The sequence below is a fragment of the Lysobacter sp. CCNWLW3 genome (assembly GCF_036697405.1).
Taxonomy (GTDB): domain Bacteria; phylum Pseudomonadota; class Gammaproteobacteria; order Xanthomonadales; family Xanthomonadaceae; genus Lysobacter.
Genome location: NZ_JBAHWA010000002.1, coordinates 14,205 through 30,822 on the forward strand (window position 1 = coordinate 14,205; position 16,618 = coordinate 30,822).

Sequence of the window (16,618 nt, forward strand, 5' to 3'; positions counted from 1 at the left end):
CCTCCCCCTGTGACTTCGGGCATGGCGGCGCGCGCCGACGCCTGTGCTAGCGTTCGGCCTTTCCCTGTATTCGCGGAGCGCCGATGTCCACGCTGTCCCAGGCCTGCAAGCCGTTGCTCGTTTCGGTAGGAATGATCTCCATCGGCATCGCCGGTCTGATGGCTCCGGTCGCCACCGCCGCCGCTGCCGAGGAGGCCGCCAAAATGACCGACGGGTCCGATCCCTACGCCTGGCTGGAAGACGTGCAGGGCGAGCGTCCGCTCGCCTGGGTGCGCGAGCGCAACGCCCAAGCCGAAGCCGAACTGGCCGCCACGCCCGCGTTCAAGACGCTGGAAGCCGACATCCGCGCCATCCTGGATTCCGACGCCAAGATCCCCGGCGTGATGAAGATCGGCGACCACTACTACAACTTCTGGAAGGACGCGAACCACCAGCGCGGCCTGTGGCGCCGCACCAGCCTGGCCGAGTACCGCAAGGACAAGCCGGCCTGGGAGACCGTGATCGACCTGGACGCCCTCAACAAGGCCGAGGGCGAGAACTGGGTCTGGCACGGCGCCGACTGCCTCAAGCCGCAGTACCAGCGCTGCCTGATCGCGCTTTCGCGCGGCGGCGCCGACGCCGACGTCACCCGCGAGTTCGACCTGACCAGCAAGACCTGGGTCAAGGACGGCTACTTCCGTCCCGAGGCCAAGGGCGGCCTGCAGTGGATCGACCGCGACAACGTCTACGTCTTCACCGATTTCGGCGCCGGCAGCATGACCTCGTCGGGCTATCCGCGCATCGTCAAGCAGTGGAAGCGCGGCACGCCGCTCAGCGCCGCCACCGTGGTCTACGAAGGCACGCCGGAGGACATGTACATCTCCGCCGGCCACGACCACACCGAGGGTTTCGAGCGCGATTTCGTCTCCCGCACCATCGCCTTCTACAACAACGAGCTCTACCTGCGCGGCGCCGACGGCAAGCTGACCAAGGTCGACGCGCCCAACTCGGCCGAGAAGGGCGTGCACCGCGAGTGGCTGACCCTGGAGCTGCGCGAGCCCTACAGCGCCGGCGGCAAGACCTACAAGCCGGGCAGCCTGATCGTGACCCGCTTCGACGACTTCATGGCCGGCAAGCGCGAGTTCACCGTGCTGTTCGAGCCGACCGAGCGCAGTTCGCTGGCCGGCACCACCTGGACCCGCAACAAGCTGGTGCTCAACGTCATGGAAGACGTGAAGTACAAGCTCAGCGTGCTGACCCCGGGCAGCTGGCAGCGCAGCGAGTTCGTCGGCGCGCCCAGCTTCGGCAGCATCGGCGTGTCGGCGGTGGACGACGACGAGAGCGACGAGGTCTGGCTGACCGCCACCGACTACCTCACCCCGACCACGCTGTCGCTGGCCAAGCTCGGGCAGCAGCCCGAGGTGCTCAAGACCATGCCGACCTTCTTCGACGGGTCGAACAACGTGATCGAGCAACATTTCGCGACCAGCAAGGACGGCACCAAGGTGCCTTACTTCATGGTCCGTCCGAAGAACCTCAAGCTCGACGGCGGCACCCCGACCCTGCTGTACGGCTACGGCGGCTTCGAGGTCTCGATGACCCCGGGCTATTCCGGCGGCGTCGGCAAGGGCTGGCTGGAAAAGGGCGGCGTGTACGTGGTCGCCAATATCCGCGGCGGCGGCGAATACGGCCCGCGCTGGCACCAGGCCGCGCTCAAGGCCAACCGCCACAAGGCCTACGAGGACTTCGCCGCGGTCGCCCAGGACCTGATCGCGCGCAAGGTGACTTCGCCCAAGCACCTGGGCGTGCAGGGCGGCAGCAACGGCGGCCTGCTCACCGGCAACATGCTGACCCAGTACCCGGAGCTGTTCGGCGCGGTGGTCGTGCAGGTGCCGCTGCTGGACATGAAGCGCTACAGCCACCTGCTGGCCGGCGCCTCCTGGATGGCCGAGTACGGCGATCCGGACACCGCCGACTGGGACTTCATCAAGACCTTCTCGCCCTATCACCTGTTCGACGCCAAGCGCGACTATCCGCCGACCCTGTTCACCACCTCGACCCGCGACGACCGCGTCCACCCGGGCCACGCGCGCAAGATGATGGCCAGGATGATGGAGGCCGGTAAGGACGTGCGCTACTACGAGAACATCGAAGGCGGCCACGGCGGCGCGGCCAACAACGCCCAGGCCGCGCACATGAGCGCGCTGGCCTATACCTTCCTGTGGGACAAGCTGTCCAAGTAAAGGCGGCCGCGACGGGCGCCGCGCGGCGCCCGTCCTCCCTGGGCAGGCATGCCCCGCGGCGGCCCGCGGCCCGGCCGGCCATTGCGCTCTCCGCAAACGGACCCTATCTATGAAACCGACCTCCCTCCTGCTGGCCGCTACGCTCCTGATGACCACGACCCCGCCCGCCCTCGCCGCCGATTCCGCCCTGCCGCCCGACGCGGCCAAGAAGCCGCACGTGGTCAAGGCGCCGCACGGCGCCCAGCGCGACGACGAGTACTACTGGCTGCGCGACGACAAGCGCGAGGACAAGGAGATGCTGGCCTACCTCAACGCCGAGAACGCCTATGCGACCGCGCAGATGGCGCCGTTGAAGCCGCTGGAGGACAAGCTGTACGAAGAGATCGTCGGCCGCATCAAGCAGGACGACAGCTCGGTGCCCAGCCGCGAGCGCGGCTACTGGTACTACAGCCGTTTCGAGACCGGCCAGGACTACCCGATCTACGCCCGCCGCCAGGACGGCCCCGGCGTGGACGCCGCCTCGATCCAGAAGGCCAACGCCGACGGCGACTTCGCCGGCGAGACGGTGATGCTGGACGTCAACGCCATGGCCAAGGACAAGAAGTACTACCAGGTCGGCGACTACGCGATCAGCCAGGACAACGCGCTGCTGGCCTACGCCGACGACACCAACGGCCGCCGCCAGTACACGGTGCGCTTCAAGAACCTGGCCACCGGGCAGGTCTACGCCGACGAGATCAAGGGCGTGTCCGCCAACCTGGTCTGGGCCGACGACAACAAGACCCTGTTCTACGTCGAGAACGATCCGGAGACGCTGCTGACCAAGCGCGTCAAGAAGCACGTGCTGGGCACCCCGGTCGCGCAGGACGCGGTGGTCTACGAGGAGAAGGACGACAGCTTCTACATGGGCATCGACCGCAGCCGCGACGATCGCTACATCGTGATCGGCGTGAGCAGCACGGTCTCCGACGAACTGCGCTATGCCCCCGCCGCCGACCCCAGCGCCTTCACCGTGCTGGCGCCGCGCGCGCGCGACGTCGAATACGACGCCGACCACTTCGGCGGCCGCTGGGTGATCCGCACCAACGCCGACGGCGCCACCAACTTCAAGCTGGTCACCGCGCCCAGCGGGTCGACCTCGCGCAAGGACTGGAAGGACTGGGTCGCGCACCGCTACGACGTCTACATCGAAGGCGTCGAACTGTTCGAGGGTTATACCGCCGTGGCCGAGCGCTCCGACGCGCTGGAGCGCGTGCGCATCCTCAAGGAGAACGGCGAGTCGGAGTTCGTCAAGGCCGACGAGCCGGCGTACTCGATGGGCCTGTCCTCCAACCCCGAGGCCGACACCCCCTGGCTGCGCTACAGCTACACTTCGCTGACCACGCCGGCGACGGTCTATGAGCTGAACGTGCGCACCGGCGAGCGCCGCCTGCTCAAGCGCCAGCCGGTGCTGGGCGGCTTCGACGCCGAGCAGTACGTGACCGAGCGGGTCTGGGTGCCGGCGCGCGACGGCGCCCGCATCCCGGTCTCGCTGGTCTACAAGCGCGGCTTCGAGAAGAACGGCAAGGCCGCCCTGCTGCAGTACGGCTACGGCAGCTACGGCGCCTCGATGGACCCGGGCTTCAGCGTGACCAACCTCAGCCTGCTCGACCGCGGCATGGTCTACGCGATCGCGCACATCCGCGGCGGCGAGGAAATGGGCCGCAAGTGGTACGAGGACGGCAAGCTGCTGAAGAAGAAGAACACCTTCACCGACTTCATCGACGTCACCGACTACCTGGTCAAGGCCGGCTACGCCGCGCCCGACCGCGTCGCCGCCTACGGCGGCAGCGCCGGCGGCCTGCTGATGGGCGCGATCGCCAACATGGCGCCGGACAAGTACCGGGTGATCCTGTCGCAGGTGCCCTTCGTCGACGTGGTCACCACCATGCTCGACGCCAGCATCCCGCTGACCACCAACGAATACGACGAGTGGGGCAACCCGGAGCAGAAGAAGTACTACGACTACATGCTCTCGTACTCGCCCTACGACAACCTGTCCAGGCAGACCTACCCGGCGATGTTCGTCGGCACCGGCCTGTGGGATTCGCAGGTGCAGTACTTCGAGCCGGCCAAGTACGTGGCGCGCCTGCGCGATCTGAACACCGGCGCCTACCCGCTGCTGTTCCGCACCAACATGGAAGCCGGTCACGGCGGCAAGTCCGGCCGCTTCCAGCGCTATCGCGAGACCTCCGAGATGTTCGCCTTCATGCTCGGCCAGCTCGGCCTGGCCGGCGGCGGTGCCGCCAACGCAACGCACTGACGCATCGCCGCTGCGGTCGCGGCGCGTGCCGCGGCCGCATACTGGCGCCATGTCGAACCCGCCCCCGCCCGAGCAGCCCGCTCCGGTCCGTCCCAGCCGCTTCCGCTGGGCCTGGTGGCTGCTGGCCTACGCCAGCCTGGGGCTGGGCATCGTCGGCATCGTCGTGCCCGGCCTGCCGACCGTCCCCTTCGTCCTGCTGTCGGCCTTCGCGGCCGCGCGCGGCTCGCAGCGGCTGCACGCCTGGCTGCTCGCCCACCGCCAGTTCGGGCCGATGATCCGCGACTGGCAGGCGCACGGCGCGGTCAGCCGGCGCGCCAAATGGCTGGCGGTGAGCATGATGGCCGCCTGCGCCGCGATCATGTTCCTGACCGCGCCCAAATGGTGGATGGCCGCCACCGGCACCGGCTTCATGACCGTGGTCGCAATCTGGCTGTGGGCGCGACCTGAACCGCCGCCGCGCTGAGCTTCGTTCGGTCGCGCGCGCGGGCTACACTGCGGCCATGAATGCACGCATCGTCCTGAGTCTGATCGCGCTGTCGCTGGCCATCTCGGCCTGCGGCAACAAGGGCCCGCTGGTCCTGCCCACCAAGCCGGTCCCGGTGACCGCCCCGGCCCAGCCCGCGGGCGAGGTGCCGGTGCAGATGGCGCCGGAGGCTACCCCGCCGTCGCTGCCGCAGAAGGCGGCCGAGCCGCCGGCCGCCGACGCCGCCACCGATACCTCGACGGACACCCCGACCGACGACGGCCAGGGCGACGGCAAGGACGATCCGACCCCGCCGGCCGACGGCGGCCGATGAGCCCCGGCGCGGAGCGAGCGATGCAGCGTTTCAGCAAAATGCACGGCGCCGGCAACGACTTCGTCGTGCTCGATCTGCGCGGCGGCCTGGCCCCGCCCGCCGCCGCGCACTGCCGCCTGCTCGCCGACCGTCACTTCGGCGCCGGCTGCGACCAGATCCTCACTGTCGAGGATCCGCGCGAGCCCGGCTCGATCGCCAGCTACCGGATCTGGAACTCCGACGGCTCGTCCTCGCAGCAATGCGGCAACGGCGCGCGCTGCATCGCCGCCTGGCTGGTCCGCGACGGCGCCGCCGTCGGGGATGATTTCGCGCTGGACAGCCCGCTGGACACCCACCAGGTCGAACGCCTGTCCGAAGACCGCTACCGCATCGGCATGGGCGAACCGCGCTTCGACCCCGATGCGATCCCGCTGCACGGCTTTCCGGGCGCGCGCGACCAATACGTGCTCGACATCCACGACACCGTGATCGGTTTCGGCGCGGTGTCGATGGGCAATCCGCATGCGGTGATCGAGGTCGACGACGTCGACGCCGCGCCGGTGGACAGCATCGCCTCGCTGCTGCAGTCGCACGAGGCGTTTCCGGAATCGGTCAACGTCGGCTTCGCCCAGGTCGAATCGCGCGGCCGCATCCGCCTGCGCGTGTACGAGCGGGGGGCCGGCGAGACCCTGGCCTGCGGCAGCGGCGCCTGCGCCGCGGCTGCGGTGCTGATGCGGCGCGGCCGCATCGACCGCGACGTCGCCGTGGTCCTGCCGGGCGGCGAACTGCGCATCGTCTGGCCGTCCGACGACGCTCCGCTGTCGATGTCGGGGCCGGCCGCTTTCGTCTACGAGGGGGAATGGGCGCAATGAACGACAGCCTGGACAAACTGGGCGCGCACGAGGTCGCGGCCTGGCTGCGTCGTCATCCGCGCTTCCTGCAGCAGTTCCCCGATCTGGCCCTGAGCCTGATCGTGCCGCGCGAGGAGGGTTCGGCCGCGTCGCTGGCCAGCTACCAGCTGGAAGTGCTGCGCGACAAGAACCGCGAACTCTCGCGCCGCCTGCAGGAACTGTTCGGCAACGCCCAGGAGAACGAGCGTCTGTCGGTGCGCACGCACCAGCTGACCCTGGCCCTGATGCGCCAGAACAGCGTCGCCGATACCCTGCGCGCGATGGCCGCGACCCTGGCCGAGGATTTCAACGGCGACCGCGTGCGCCTGGTGATGTTCCAGCCGGTCGAAGGCCTGGACGGCGCCGAATGGCTGCAGACCATCGCCGCCGACGACGCGCGCCTGCAGCCGTTCCGCGACTGCCTGGCCGACGGCGAACCGCTGTGCGGCCGCCTGCAGCCGGAGAAGCACGCCCTGCTGTACGGCGCCCAGGCCGACGAGGTCCAGTCGACCGCCCTGTTGCCGCTGCCCGGCGTCGGCCTGGTCGCGGTCGGCAGCCGCGACCCCAACCGCTTCTTCCCCGGCATGGGCACGCTGTTCCTGCGCATGATGGGCGAGTCGCTGACGGTGGCGCTGAAGCGTTTCGAGGGCTGAGCGCGAAGCCGCGGCCGCGGCGCAGCACGCGCCCTCGACATAACCGTCTCGCGCTCGCAAGATGCGCTGGATTGCGGTGTATCGCCGCAAGCTTGGAGCCCGTGTCCCGTGTCCGCCGGACCGATCGAAGATTTCCTCGCCCACCTGCAGGTCGAGCGGCGCATGTCCGCGCATACGCTCGACGCTTATCGTCGCGATCTGCTTGCGCTGGCGGACTGGGCGCGGCCGCAGGGTATCGAGCTGCTCGCATTGCATACCGAACAGCTGCGCGGCTTCATCGCCGCCGAACACCGGCGCGGGCTCACGCCCAAGAGTTTGCAACGCCGCCTCTCCGCCTGCCGCAGCTTTTACGGCTGGCTGCTCAAGCAAGGCCGCATCGGCACCAATCCCGCCAGCGCGATCCGCGCGCCCAAGGCGCCGCGCAAGCTGCCGCAGGTGCTGGATCCGGACGAAGCCAAGGCCCTGGTCGAAGTGCCCACCGATGCGCCGCTGGGTCTGCGCGACCGCGCCTTGCTCGAATTGTTCTATTCCTCCGGCCTGCGCCTGAGCGAACTGTGCGGCCTGCGTTGGCGCGACCTGGACCTGTCCGACGGCCTAGTCAGCGTGCTCGGCAAGGGCAACAAGCAACGCAGCGTGCCGCTGGGCTCGCATGCGCGCGCGGCCCTGGGCGAATGGCGCGCATCCACCGGCGCCGGCAACGAGGCGCCGGTGTTTCCGGGACGCGGCGGCACGCCGATCACGCCGCGCGCGGTGCAACTGCGCCTGCGCCAGCTCGCCCAGCGCCAGGGCCTGTTCAAACGGGTGCATCCGCACTTGCTGCGGCATTCCTTCGCCAGCCACATCCTGGAATCCTCCGGCGACCTGCGCGGCGTGCAGGAACTGCTGGGTCACGCCGACATCGCCACCACCCAGATCTACACCCATCTGGATTTCCAGCACCTGGCCAAGGTCTACGACGCCGCGCATCCGCGCGCCAAGCGCAAGACCGGCAAGGGCCCTGCCTGAGCGATCGGCGTTGCGGCCGGCCAGGATCCGCGTACGCGGCCCGCGCTTGTGGGCAGGAGCGGCCGCACGGCCGATGTCGCGGCGATTCGGGGCGCGGTTGAGCGAGCGGAACCCGCATCGGTTGCGAGGCGCGCCGATCGCCGCGACGCTCCGTACTCGACCGTACATCGCGGTCGCGGCTCGTGATGCAGGCTTGCGAGGGCGAGACGAAGCGACAGCGCGCCGTCGAAACCGTCGCGAGCAGCGTACTCGAAGTTGCGAAAAGCGCGCGCTGAAATCGGCTTGACGCTACCCGGGCGCGAAACCATACTCGACGTCGAGTGCAGGTGAAGGAATTCGCCGCGGTATGCAGCTCCGGACGGCGCGGCCGTCATACAACTTAAGCATCAGCACCCGTGATTCAGGATCGGAGGGCGTGTGTTGAAAGAAGAGGCCTGGTCCGGCTTTGCGCGGGACCCGCTTGGATTTCTGGACCGGGAATTATCCGGTGCCGGCGATATCGTCCGAACCGGACGCAACGAGTATTCGCTCGGCAACGCCGCCGATGCGCGCTCGGTGCTCAGCAACGCGAACGGCAGCTACACCGAGCACTCCGATTTCTTTCACACGCGCTACGGCTATTTCGAGCCCAGGGCCGCGCAGCTGAAGATGCGCCGCGAGGCGCGCGGTCTGCTGCGGGACTTCATGCAGGCGCGCGGGCCGGACGCGCTGCGCGAATTCGTCCGCGCCCAGCTCGCCACGACCAGCGCTTGGCCGGACGCCGGCAACTGGTTGAGCTATCGCTACCTGCTGCCGGCCCTGCTGTCGCCGGACCGGCCGCTGGGCTTGCGGCGCCTGCTCGATCAGATCGTCGAGCGTTCGGTGCTGGCCAACGCGCGCGCGCGGCAACCGCGCTGGCGGCGGATGTGGCTGCAGTTCAACACCACGCTGCGGCTGTCGGCCGCGATCGGCGCCTGCCAGCGCGATCCGCACACGCCGCCCCGGGACATACTCGACATCGTCGCGAACTCGGACGGGCCCGAGCGCCGCCAGGACGAACTGGTCGAGGTCTTTCTGTCCTTTTTGTTCGCGGTTTCGGGATCGGTGGGCTTCGTGCTGGCCTGGTCGCTGTATCTGTGGGGAACCCATCCGCGCCGCGACACGCCGCCCGAGTGGGTCGTGCAGGAAGCGCTGCGGCTGTGGCCGGTGGCCTGGCAATTGGGCCGGCGACCGGCGCAGGCGCACGAGCTGTCGGGCGTCAAGCTGGAGCCGTCCGACGAAGTCGTGGTCTGTCCCTACATGGTGCAGCGCAACGCCGCGTACTGGTCGCAGCCGGCCGAGTTCCGGCCCGAGCGCTGGGCGGATCCGGATGCCTGGCGCAACCCGGCGTTCATTCCTTTCGGCCATGGCGCGCACCGCTGCGTCGCGGCCGATCTGGCGACGCAGATCGTCGGCGACATGCTGCGCGTCGTTCTCGAGCTGGGCGAAGTCGAGGTGGTGGCGCACGGCGATCGTCCGGTGGTGGCGTCGGCGATGGCGCCGCCGCCGTTCACCCTGAACATCCGGCCGTCGCGTTGAGCCAGGCAGCCGTTACCAGAACGAATTCGCGACGATCGGCCGATCGCCGCAGCAAGGCACCACGGCGCGCGCCGCAGGAATCGCGGTTCGGGTCGTGGCGTAAACGCAGTCAGTACCCACATATCCACATGGAGTGATTCGATATGAGCAAGGTAATTTGCGCGATGCGGGCCGCCTTCGGTGTGCGCGGGGCTTCCGGTTCCAGCATCGGCATCGGCGGCTGGCGTTGGCTGACCTACCACAACATCTAAGTGGTGGTGCCGGGGGCGGCGGCGCCGCCTCCGGCTTGCGTAGCGCGGCGCCGACGCGGCGATCGCGCTGAACCCCGATAGCAACCAGATTTCGCGGCGGTCGCGAGGCGGTCGCCGCAGCAAGGACCCCATGGCCCGAAGGCCGGTCCGGCTTCGATGTCGTGGCGTAAACGCGGTCAAAACCCACATATCCACAAGGAGAAGTTCGATATGAAGAAGGTCATTTGCGCGATGCGGGCCGCCTTCGGCGTGCGCGGTGCTTCCGGTTCCAGCATCGGCATCGGCGCCTGGCGCTGGGTGCATTACCACAACATCTGAGTGGTCTGCCGGAGGCGGCGATGCCGCCTCCGGTACCTGGGCGCGATGCGTATCGGTACCGATGCGCAGCTGGCGGACATCGGTCCGCGGCCGGGCCGGACGCGCTACCGGGACGACAAGCGGATTCGCGACGGCCGCCGGCGGCCGCCGCAGCAAGGACTCCGCGGTCCGATAGCCGCAATGGCTTCGGGTCGCGGCGTAAACGCAGTCAATACCCACATATCCAAAAGGAGATCGATATGAAGAAGGTAATTTGCGCGATGCGTGCCGCCTTCGGTGTGCGCGGCGCTTCGGGTTGCGGCATCACCAGCTGGCGCTGGGTCATCTACCACAACATCTGAGTGGTAGCGCCGGGGGCGGCGACGCGCCGCCCCTCGGCCTTTCGATCGGCGAAGCTCATCCATTCCAGGGACGCGGACGATGCAGGACACGAAAGTATTGGAGATACCGACGGTGCAGGCGTTCCGCCGCCGCCTCGAAGAGGATGGCACGGTGTTCTGGCTCAAGGACGACCGCGCCCTAGCGGTGGTCGACGCGGAGACCGCGCAGCGCGTGGAGGCGGCGAACTACGCCGACCTGACCATGCTGGACGGATTCTCCGACGTGATCCGCGGGCGCAGCAGCGAGCCGGTGTCCTGGCACCAGGTGCGCGCGGGCTGGCTGGGGCAGATGCGTGCGCTCACCAGCGCCGAAGGCTTCAAGCGCCTGAGCCTGCGCATGCAGGAGCTGCTGGACGCGCAGGTCGGACACGACCAGGACCTGGTATGGCTGGCCGAACGCGCCATGCTGGAGCCGCTGGTGCCCGCCATCATCGCCGGCCTGTCGCCGCGTTCGCATCGGCAGGTGGTGCGCGAGGTGATGTCGAAGGTGGCGCTGGTGCTGTCGGACATCGACGAGCACCGCTGTCCGCCCATGCACAAGCCGAAGATGTGGGCGTATCAATTCCAGGTGGGGCTGGTGGTGAGGCGCGAGTTGAAGGGGCGCGCCAGCGGGCGCCGCCCGCGTCAGCAGGATCTGACCGATCCGATGGTGGACATGCTGCCTGCGTTGGGACTGGATCGCGCCGCCGATGCCGTCACCGCGCTGCTGACCGCGATCACCAGTTCGCCGGGCGCGTCCGCGGCCTGTCTGCTGTACGAGTGGCACCGCCAGGAGCATTGGCGCGAGCGCATGATCGCCGAGTTGTCGGCGGTCCCTTTGGACGAGCTGTGCGAATCGCCCGCGCGCCTGGCGCCGACGACCACGCGCTTCGTCAAGGAAGTGCTGCGGATATGGAGTTCGCCGCCGATCGTCACGCGCAGCGTGCGCACCGACATCTGCCACGGCGACACCCAGCTCAAGGCCGGGCAGGTCTATGTGCTGAGTTCCTTTTTCACCCACCACGACCAAACGCAGTGGTCGGACCCCGACGTGTTCAATCCGGACCGCTGGCTGGCCGAGAGCCGCGAGCAATGCCCGCACGGCAGTTACGTGCCCTTCGGCTGGGCGCCCAAGTCCTGCATCGGCGCCAATCTCGGCCTGGGTCAGCTGATCCTGATGGCCCATCTGTTGAGCACGCGCTATCGGTTGCGGGTATCCGATCCGGAACGCGCCAAGATGGCCATCGCCTCGGTGATCCGGCCGATGGATTTCACCGGCACGGTGGTGCGCGCATGAAGCCCGCGATCGCCGGAGGTGCGCCATGCAGGATCTGACCGAGGGCCCGATCGCAAGGCATCTGTTGAGGATGTGCGGTGTGCTGCTGCTGAACGCCCTGGCCACCACGGTGTTTTCATTGGTGAACATCTATTGGCTGGGCCGACTGGGAACGACCGCGCAGGCAGCCGTGACCCTGGCGGCGATGCCGATGATGCTGGCGCTGACCCTGCTGCCCGTGCTCAGCATGGGCGCGGGCGTGCTGCTGTCGCACGCGGTGGGCGCCAGGGACCACACGCGCGTCAATCGGATCTTCAACGAGGCCTTCGGCGCTTCGCTGCTGGTGTCGGCGTTCGTGGCGCTGCTGACCTGGAGCCAGCGCGAAGCGATCAGCCGCCTCATGACCGGCGATGCCGACACCGCCGCGACCATCGCTTCGTACTACGGCTGGTTCATCCCGTCGATCGCGGTCCAGATTCCGATGCTGGTGCTGGCGGCGATGCTGGAGTTCACCGGCAACGTCAAGGCCGGCGCCATCGCCCAGATCGGCACCGTGGCCCTGGGCGCGGTGCTGACGCCCCTGCTCATGTTCGGCTGGCTGGGGCTGCCGGCGATGGGCGTCAACGGCAACGGAGCGGGCTCGCTGCTGGCCTGTTCGCTGGTGATGCTGGGCCTGCTCAGCTATTTCGCGCGCAAGGACGCTTACTTGCGCATGCAACCCGCGGTCTGGTTCTCCTGGCCGCAGGAACTGTGGGCGGCGATCAAGATCGGCGTGCCCGCAGGCATCGGCAGCGGCGTGGTCGCGGTGTCGTTGCTGGCGATCGGGCTGATGCTGCGGCCGTTCGGCCCGGTCGAGCAGGCCGGCTTCGGCGTCGGTCAACGCGCGTTCCAGGCCGGGCTGATGCCGTTGACCGCGCTGGGCGGTGCGATCTGCATCATCGTCGGCCAGAACTACGGCGCCGGACGGCGCGAGCGCGTGAGCCAGACCCTGCGCACGGGCCTGGTGTTCGCCTGCGTGCTGGTGCCCTTGCTGCTGTTGGTGTTCCAGGCGTTCGCGCCCTGGATCGGCAGCCGCTTCTCCGACGACGCGGCGGTGATCGTGGCCAGTGCCTCGTTCATGCGCATCACGGCCCTGGACTTCATTCCCCTGTGCCTGGCCAATACCGCGTTCGCGGTGCTGTCGGGCATGGGCAACACCCGCGCCGGACTGGTCGCGCAGTTGCTGCACATGCTGCTGCTGGTGACCCTGGCGGGCAGCCTGTCGGCGCTCGCGGGCTTTCGTCCGGTATGGATCTGGTGGTCGATGGTGGCCGCCGGCTCCACCCAGGCGCTGATGGCCTGGTGGTTCCTGCGACGCGAGTTCGGCCGGCCGGCCGAACCCTCGGCGGTGGCGCCAGCCGACAGTCTTGCCGCCACCCGGTAGCGATAGGATCCTTGCGGATGGACGTGATGGAACCGCAACTGCGAACAGACCGGGCCGGCGACGCGGACGGCGTGCGGTTCGTGGGCGCGTGCGCGGGCCTGGAAGCGTATCGTCTCGCGTCGAACGATCTGCGGGTCCTGTACCTGCCCATGCGCAGCGCGCCGGTGGCCCTGTTGATGCTGACCTACGAGGTCGGCAGCCGCCACGAGGCCGACGGCCTGCGCGGCGCCAGTCATATGCTCGAGCACATGATGTTCAAGGGCAGCGCGCGCTTCGGCAAGCCGCTCGGCAACGGCATCCTCGAGCAACTGCTGCCGTTGGGCGCCCAGGTCAACGCCACCACCTGGTACGACCGCACCCAGTACTTCAGCCTAGTGCCGCGCGATCGCCTGGATCTGGCCGCGGAGATCGAGGCCGACCGGATGAACCATCTGAGCCTGGATCCGTCGCAGTTGGAAACCGAAAGGTCGGTGGTACTCAACGAGTTCGACCGCCTGGTCGGCGATCCGATCGAGCAGCTCCAGCAGGCGGTCTGGCGTACCGCCTTCGCGCAGCATGCCTACGGCGTACCGGTGATGGGCGTGCGCGAGGACATCGCCGGCTTCGATCACGAAGCTCTGCTGGCGTACTACCGCGCGCACTACCGGCCCGACAACGCGACCCTCACCGTCATCGGCGACATCGATCGCGACCAAGCCCTGGACATCGTCCGGCGCCGCTTCGGCAGCGTGCCCGCGCGTCCGCGCACGGCGCCGGCCGAACGGCCCGAGCCGGAGCAGGGCGGCGAACGCAGAACGCGGATCGAATCCGTGGGCGCGCCTGGCGTGGTGATGCTGGCCTACAGGACGCCGGCCGGCCTGGATCCCGACCTGGACGCCCTGGACGTGCTGGGGCTGGTGCTGGCCGGCGGCCGATCCTCGCGGCTGCATCGCCGCCTGGTCGCCTCCGGCGCGGCGTCGGAAGTGTGGTACAGCCTGTCGCGCCTGCGCGGCCCGGGCCTGCTGCAACTGGGCGCGGTAGTCAATGCCGACGACGGGCACGAGCGCCTCGAGTCGGCCCTGCGCGCGGCGATAGACGAGATCCGCCGCGAGGGCGTGAGCGGCGACGAACTCCTGCGCGCGCAGGCGCGCATCCGCGGCAGTCTGTTGACCTCGCGCGACGGGCCTTTGGCCGTCGCCATGCAATTGAACGAATCGATCGCGTGCGGCGATTGGCGCGCGTATGCGACCGCCGCCGATCGCATCGATGCGGTCGCGGTCGCGGATGTCGCGCGGGTCGCGGGCCGCTATCTGAACGATAGCGGGCTCACCGTAGCCCATCTCGCGAATGCGGATGCCGGACCGGAGGCGCAGGCATGAGCGCGCAACCGCGGGCCGAGCATCCGCGGTCCGTAGCGACCCTCGCGCTCGCGCACGCCCGTTGCTACGGCTTGCGTGCCGGCACGCCGGCGATCGTCGCCCTGACCGGTCGTTTCCGCACCGGCACCGCGGCCGAGCCCGGCGACGCCATGCTGCAGCGCCTGGTCGCGGCGATGGTGGGCTGCGCGAGCCGGCGTCGCGGGCAGTACGAGATCGCGGAGCTGTTCGAGGGGCGCGGCGCATCCTTCGCCGTCGACGCCGAAGCCGATGGCGTGCGTTTCGCCGCGCGCGCCTGCGCGGCCGATCTGGCCCAGGTCGTGGAATGGACGATGGCCTGCCTGCGCGAGCCCGCGTTGGATCAGGGCCTGCTCGACGCCGAGCGCGCCCGCCTGATCGCCGAGCTGCACTATCGCGCCATCGACCCGGCTCACGCCGCGGCCAGCGCGCTGACGCGCCTGCTCTATTCGCCGACGCATCCGGCCTACGAGCCCGATCCCGACGAGCAGGCGGCGCTGCTGGAGGAATTCACCCTCGACGATGTGCGCGGCTTCCATCGCGATCGTTACGGCGCCAACGAGCTGCGCATCGCGGTGGTGGGCGATGCCGATCCGCACGACGCCGCAGGCATCGTCGAGCGCGAACTGGCCGATTGGGCGCCGCGCGCGGTGCCGGCGGCCCTTGCGGGCGGCGCGGCGGTCGCGGCGCCGCAGGAGCTGCGGCTCGCGCTGCCGGAGCAGGAAAGTTTTGGCGTCGCCTTGGGCCAAGGCCTGGGTCTGGATCGCAGGCATGCCGACTACCCGGCCCTGCAACTGGCCAATCGCATCCTGGGCGGCGCCTATGCCTCGCGCCTGGTCTCCAGCGTGCGCGAACGGCAGGGGCTCGGCTACATCATCCGCTCCGCGCTGGCCGAAGCTCCGCACGGCGGCGGCCATTGGCAGGTCGCCTTGTCCGCCAGCCCGGACAAGCTGGAGGCCGCGTTGGCGGCCACGCGCGCGGTGATCGCGGAACTGGCGGATACCGGCGTGGAGGCGTTGGAGTTCGAGAACGCGCGCCGCGCCGCCATCGGCGCGTTCCAGATCGGTTTGGCCACGCTGGACGGCTTGAGCGCGGCGATCCTGGCCGAGGCCGAGCTCGGACGGGAACCCGGCGATCTGCTCGGCTACGAACGCCGGCTCTCGGCGCTCGAACTCGCGCAGGTCAATCGCGCGATCGCCGAGCACTTGCAGCCGCAGGCATGGCGAACCTGCATCGCCGGGCCGATCCGATAAGCCGGTAGCGATCGCGGCGATCGTCCAGAACCCGAGCATCTTGCCGTCCAACGGCATCCGCCTGCGCCACGGGCCCGAATTGCCGAGCGCCGACGTGGGCACCCAGGGTTTGCGTGCCTCGACCGGCGCCGGCGTGGCGGGCACCCGCGACCGCCGGCCACAGCAGCTTCAGCGTGGCGACCCTGAGCCGTGCGCCGGCCGTGCGCGAATGGGCACGCGGCTTCGAACCGGACCAGCGCGCTGCGGACGCCGCGCCGCCGCGTCGGTGCAACGGTGGCCGACCGCGGCTCGCGCGGCCCCTTGCGCCGGCGCAGGCCGACCCCATCAAGGGAATTCGAATCCCGGAGGCCGTATGGACCCCAGTCAGAACCCCAACACCTTCCACGCCACCACGATCGTCTCGGTGCGCCGCAACGGTCGTGTTGCCGTTGCCGGCGACGGGCAGGTGACCTTGGGCCACACCGTGATGAAATCCAACGCGCGCAAGGTGCGCCGGCTCGGCCGCGACGGCCAGGTGCTGGCCGGTTTCGCCGGCGCCGCGGCGGATGCCTTCACTTTGTTCGAATTGTTCGAAGCCAAGCTCGAAAAACACGGCCAGCTGACCCGCGCCGCGGTCGAACTGGCCAAGGATTGGCGCACCGAACGCCGCCTGGGCAAGCTGGAGGCGCTGCTCGCGGTCGCCGACAAGGAAACCTCGCTGATCATCAGCGGCACCGGCGACGTGATCGAACCCGAGGACGGCATCATCGCGATCGGTTCCGGCGGCATGTACGCACTGTCGGCCGCGCGCGCGCTGATGGCGCACACCGAACTCGACGCCCGCACCGTCGCCACCGAGGCGATCGGCATCGCCGGCGACGTCTGCATCTATACCAATCGGAACGTGGTGGTGGAGGAGCTGTAGGAATGAGCGGAGAGGAGTGAGGAGTGCGCGAAAGCCACGTTCTCGCCAGTGCTCCG

Annotated in this window: 13 protein-coding genes; all 13 read left to right on the plus strand. The window is 69.1% G+C overall.

Going from position 1 to position 16,618, the window contains the following annotated elements:
* Nucleotides 1-131: 131 nt before the first annotated feature.
* The gene (locus tag V1318_RS05210; RefSeq protein ID WP_332939001.1) at nucleotides 132-2,222 is read left to right on the plus strand and encodes a prolyl oligopeptidase family serine peptidase; all 2,091 of its coding nucleotides are present in this window, start codon (nucleotides 132-134) and stop codon (nucleotides 2,220-2,222) included.
* 109 nt (nucleotides 2,223-2,331) lie between these two features.
* A complete protein-coding gene (locus tag V1318_RS05215; RefSeq protein ID WP_332938381.1) occupies nucleotides 2,332-4,524 on the plus strand; it encodes a S9 family peptidase in 2,193 nt (730 codons plus the stop codon).
* Nucleotides 4,525-4,573: 49 nt separating this feature from the next.
* Nucleotides 4,574-4,987 carry a YbaN family protein gene (locus tag V1318_RS05220; protein ID WP_332938383.1) on the plus strand — a complete coding sequence of 138 codons (414 nt, stop codon included), beginning with the start codon at nucleotides 4,574-4,576 and terminating at the stop codon, nucleotides 4,985-4,987.
* Between the two features lie 37 nt (nucleotides 4,988-5,024).
* A complete protein-coding gene (locus tag V1318_RS05225) occupies nucleotides 5,025-5,321 on the plus strand; it encodes a lipoprotein (RefSeq protein WP_332938384.1) in 297 nt (98 codons plus the stop codon).
* Nucleotides 5,318-6,172 (plus strand): diaminopimelate epimerase, encoded by an 855-nt coding sequence (gene dapF / locus V1318_RS05230; protein ID WP_332938385.1) that lies wholly within the window; start codon nucleotides 5,318-5,320, stop codon nucleotides 6,170-6,172. The genes V1318_RS05225 and dapF overlap by 4 nt, the downstream gene beginning before the upstream one ends.
* The gene (locus V1318_RS05235) at nucleotides 6,169-6,843 is read left to right on the plus strand and encodes a DUF484 family protein (protein WP_332938386.1); all 675 of its coding nucleotides are present in this window, start codon (nucleotides 6,169-6,171) and stop codon (nucleotides 6,841-6,843) included. The genes dapF and V1318_RS05235 overlap by 4 nt, the downstream gene beginning before the upstream one ends.
* 108 nt (nucleotides 6,844-6,951) lie before the next feature.
* Complete coding sequence (gene xerC, locus V1318_RS05240) at nucleotides 6,952-7,848, plus strand: tyrosine recombinase XerC (protein WP_332938387.1); 897 nt, start codon at nucleotides 6,952-6,954, stop codon at nucleotides 7,846-7,848.
* Between the two features lie 555 nt (nucleotides 7,849-8,403).
* Nucleotides 8,404-9,405, plus strand: a complete 1,002-nt coding sequence (locus tag V1318_RS05245) for a cytochrome P450 (protein ID WP_332938388.1) — start codon at nucleotides 8,404-8,406, stop codon at nucleotides 9,403-9,405.
* 989 nt (nucleotides 9,406-10,394) lie between these two features.
* Nucleotides 10,395-11,630: a cytochrome P450 gene (locus V1318_RS05250; RefSeq protein WP_332938389.1), complete on the plus strand. Its 1,236-nt coding sequence runs from the start codon at nucleotides 10,395-10,397 to the stop codon at nucleotides 11,628-11,630.
* 25 nt (nucleotides 11,631-11,655) lie between these two features.
* Nucleotides 11,656-13,032, plus strand: coding sequence for an MATE family efflux transporter (locus tag V1318_RS05255; protein WP_332938390.1), 1,377 nt, complete (start codon nucleotides 11,656-11,658; stop codon nucleotides 13,030-13,032).
* 26 nt (nucleotides 13,033-13,058) lie between these two features.
* On the plus strand, nucleotides 13,059-14,390 hold the full coding sequence (locus V1318_RS05260) for a pitrilysin family protein (protein ID WP_332938391.1): 1,332 nt from the start codon (nucleotides 13,059-13,061) through the stop codon (nucleotides 14,388-14,390).
* Entirely contained in the window at nucleotides 14,387-15,658 is a 1,272-nt protein-coding gene (locus V1318_RS05265) for an insulinase family protein (RefSeq protein WP_332938392.1), read from the plus strand. The genes V1318_RS05260 and V1318_RS05265 overlap by 4 nt, the downstream gene beginning before the upstream one ends.
* A 352-nt stretch (nucleotides 15,659-16,010) precedes the next feature.
* Entirely contained in the window at nucleotides 16,011-16,562 is a 552-nt protein-coding gene (hslV, locus tag V1318_RS05270; RefSeq protein ID WP_332938393.1) for an ATP-dependent protease subunit HslV, read from the plus strand.
* Nucleotides 16,563-16,618 lie beyond the last annotated feature (56 nt).

Coding starts and splice junctions, on each gene's coding strand:
- V1318_RS05260 (WP_332938391.1), top strand. CDS start 13,059: ATGGAACCGCAACTGCGAACAGACCGGGCCGGCGACGCGGACGGCGTG.
- V1318_RS05250 (WP_332938389.1), top strand. CDS start 10,395: ATGCAGGACACGAAAGTATTGGAGATACCGACGGTGCAGGCGTTCCGC.
- V1318_RS05225 (WP_332938384.1), top strand. CDS start 5,025: ATGAATGCACGCATCGTCCTGAGTCTGATCGCGCTGTCGCTGGCCATC.
- V1318_RS05220 (WP_332938383.1), top strand. CDS start 4,574: ATGTCGAACCCGCCCCCGCCCGAGCAGCCCGCTCCGGTCCGTCCCAGC.
- V1318_RS05265 (WP_332938392.1), top strand. CDS start 14,387: ATGAGCGCGCAACCGCGGGCCGAGCATCCGCGGTCCGTAGCGACCCTC.
- V1318_RS05210 (WP_332939001.1), top strand. CDS start 132: ATGATCTCCATCGGCATCGCCGGTCTGATGGCTCCGGTCGCCACCGCC.
- V1318_RS05255 (WP_332938390.1), top strand. CDS start 11,656: ATGCAGGATCTGACCGAGGGCCCGATCGCAAGGCATCTGTTGAGGATG.
- V1318_RS05215 (WP_332938381.1), top strand. CDS start 2,332: ATGAAACCGACCTCCCTCCTGCTGGCCGCTACGCTCCTGATGACCACG.
- V1318_RS05235 (WP_332938386.1), top strand. CDS start 6,169: ATGAACGACAGCCTGGACAAACTGGGCGCGCACGAGGTCGCGGCCTGG.
- dapF (WP_332938385.1), top strand. CDS start 5,318: ATGAGCCCCGGCGCGGAGCGAGCGATGCAGCGTTTCAGCAAAATGCAC.
- hslV (WP_332938393.1), top strand. CDS start 16,011: ATGGACCCCAGTCAGAACCCCAACACCTTCCACGCCACCACGATCGTC.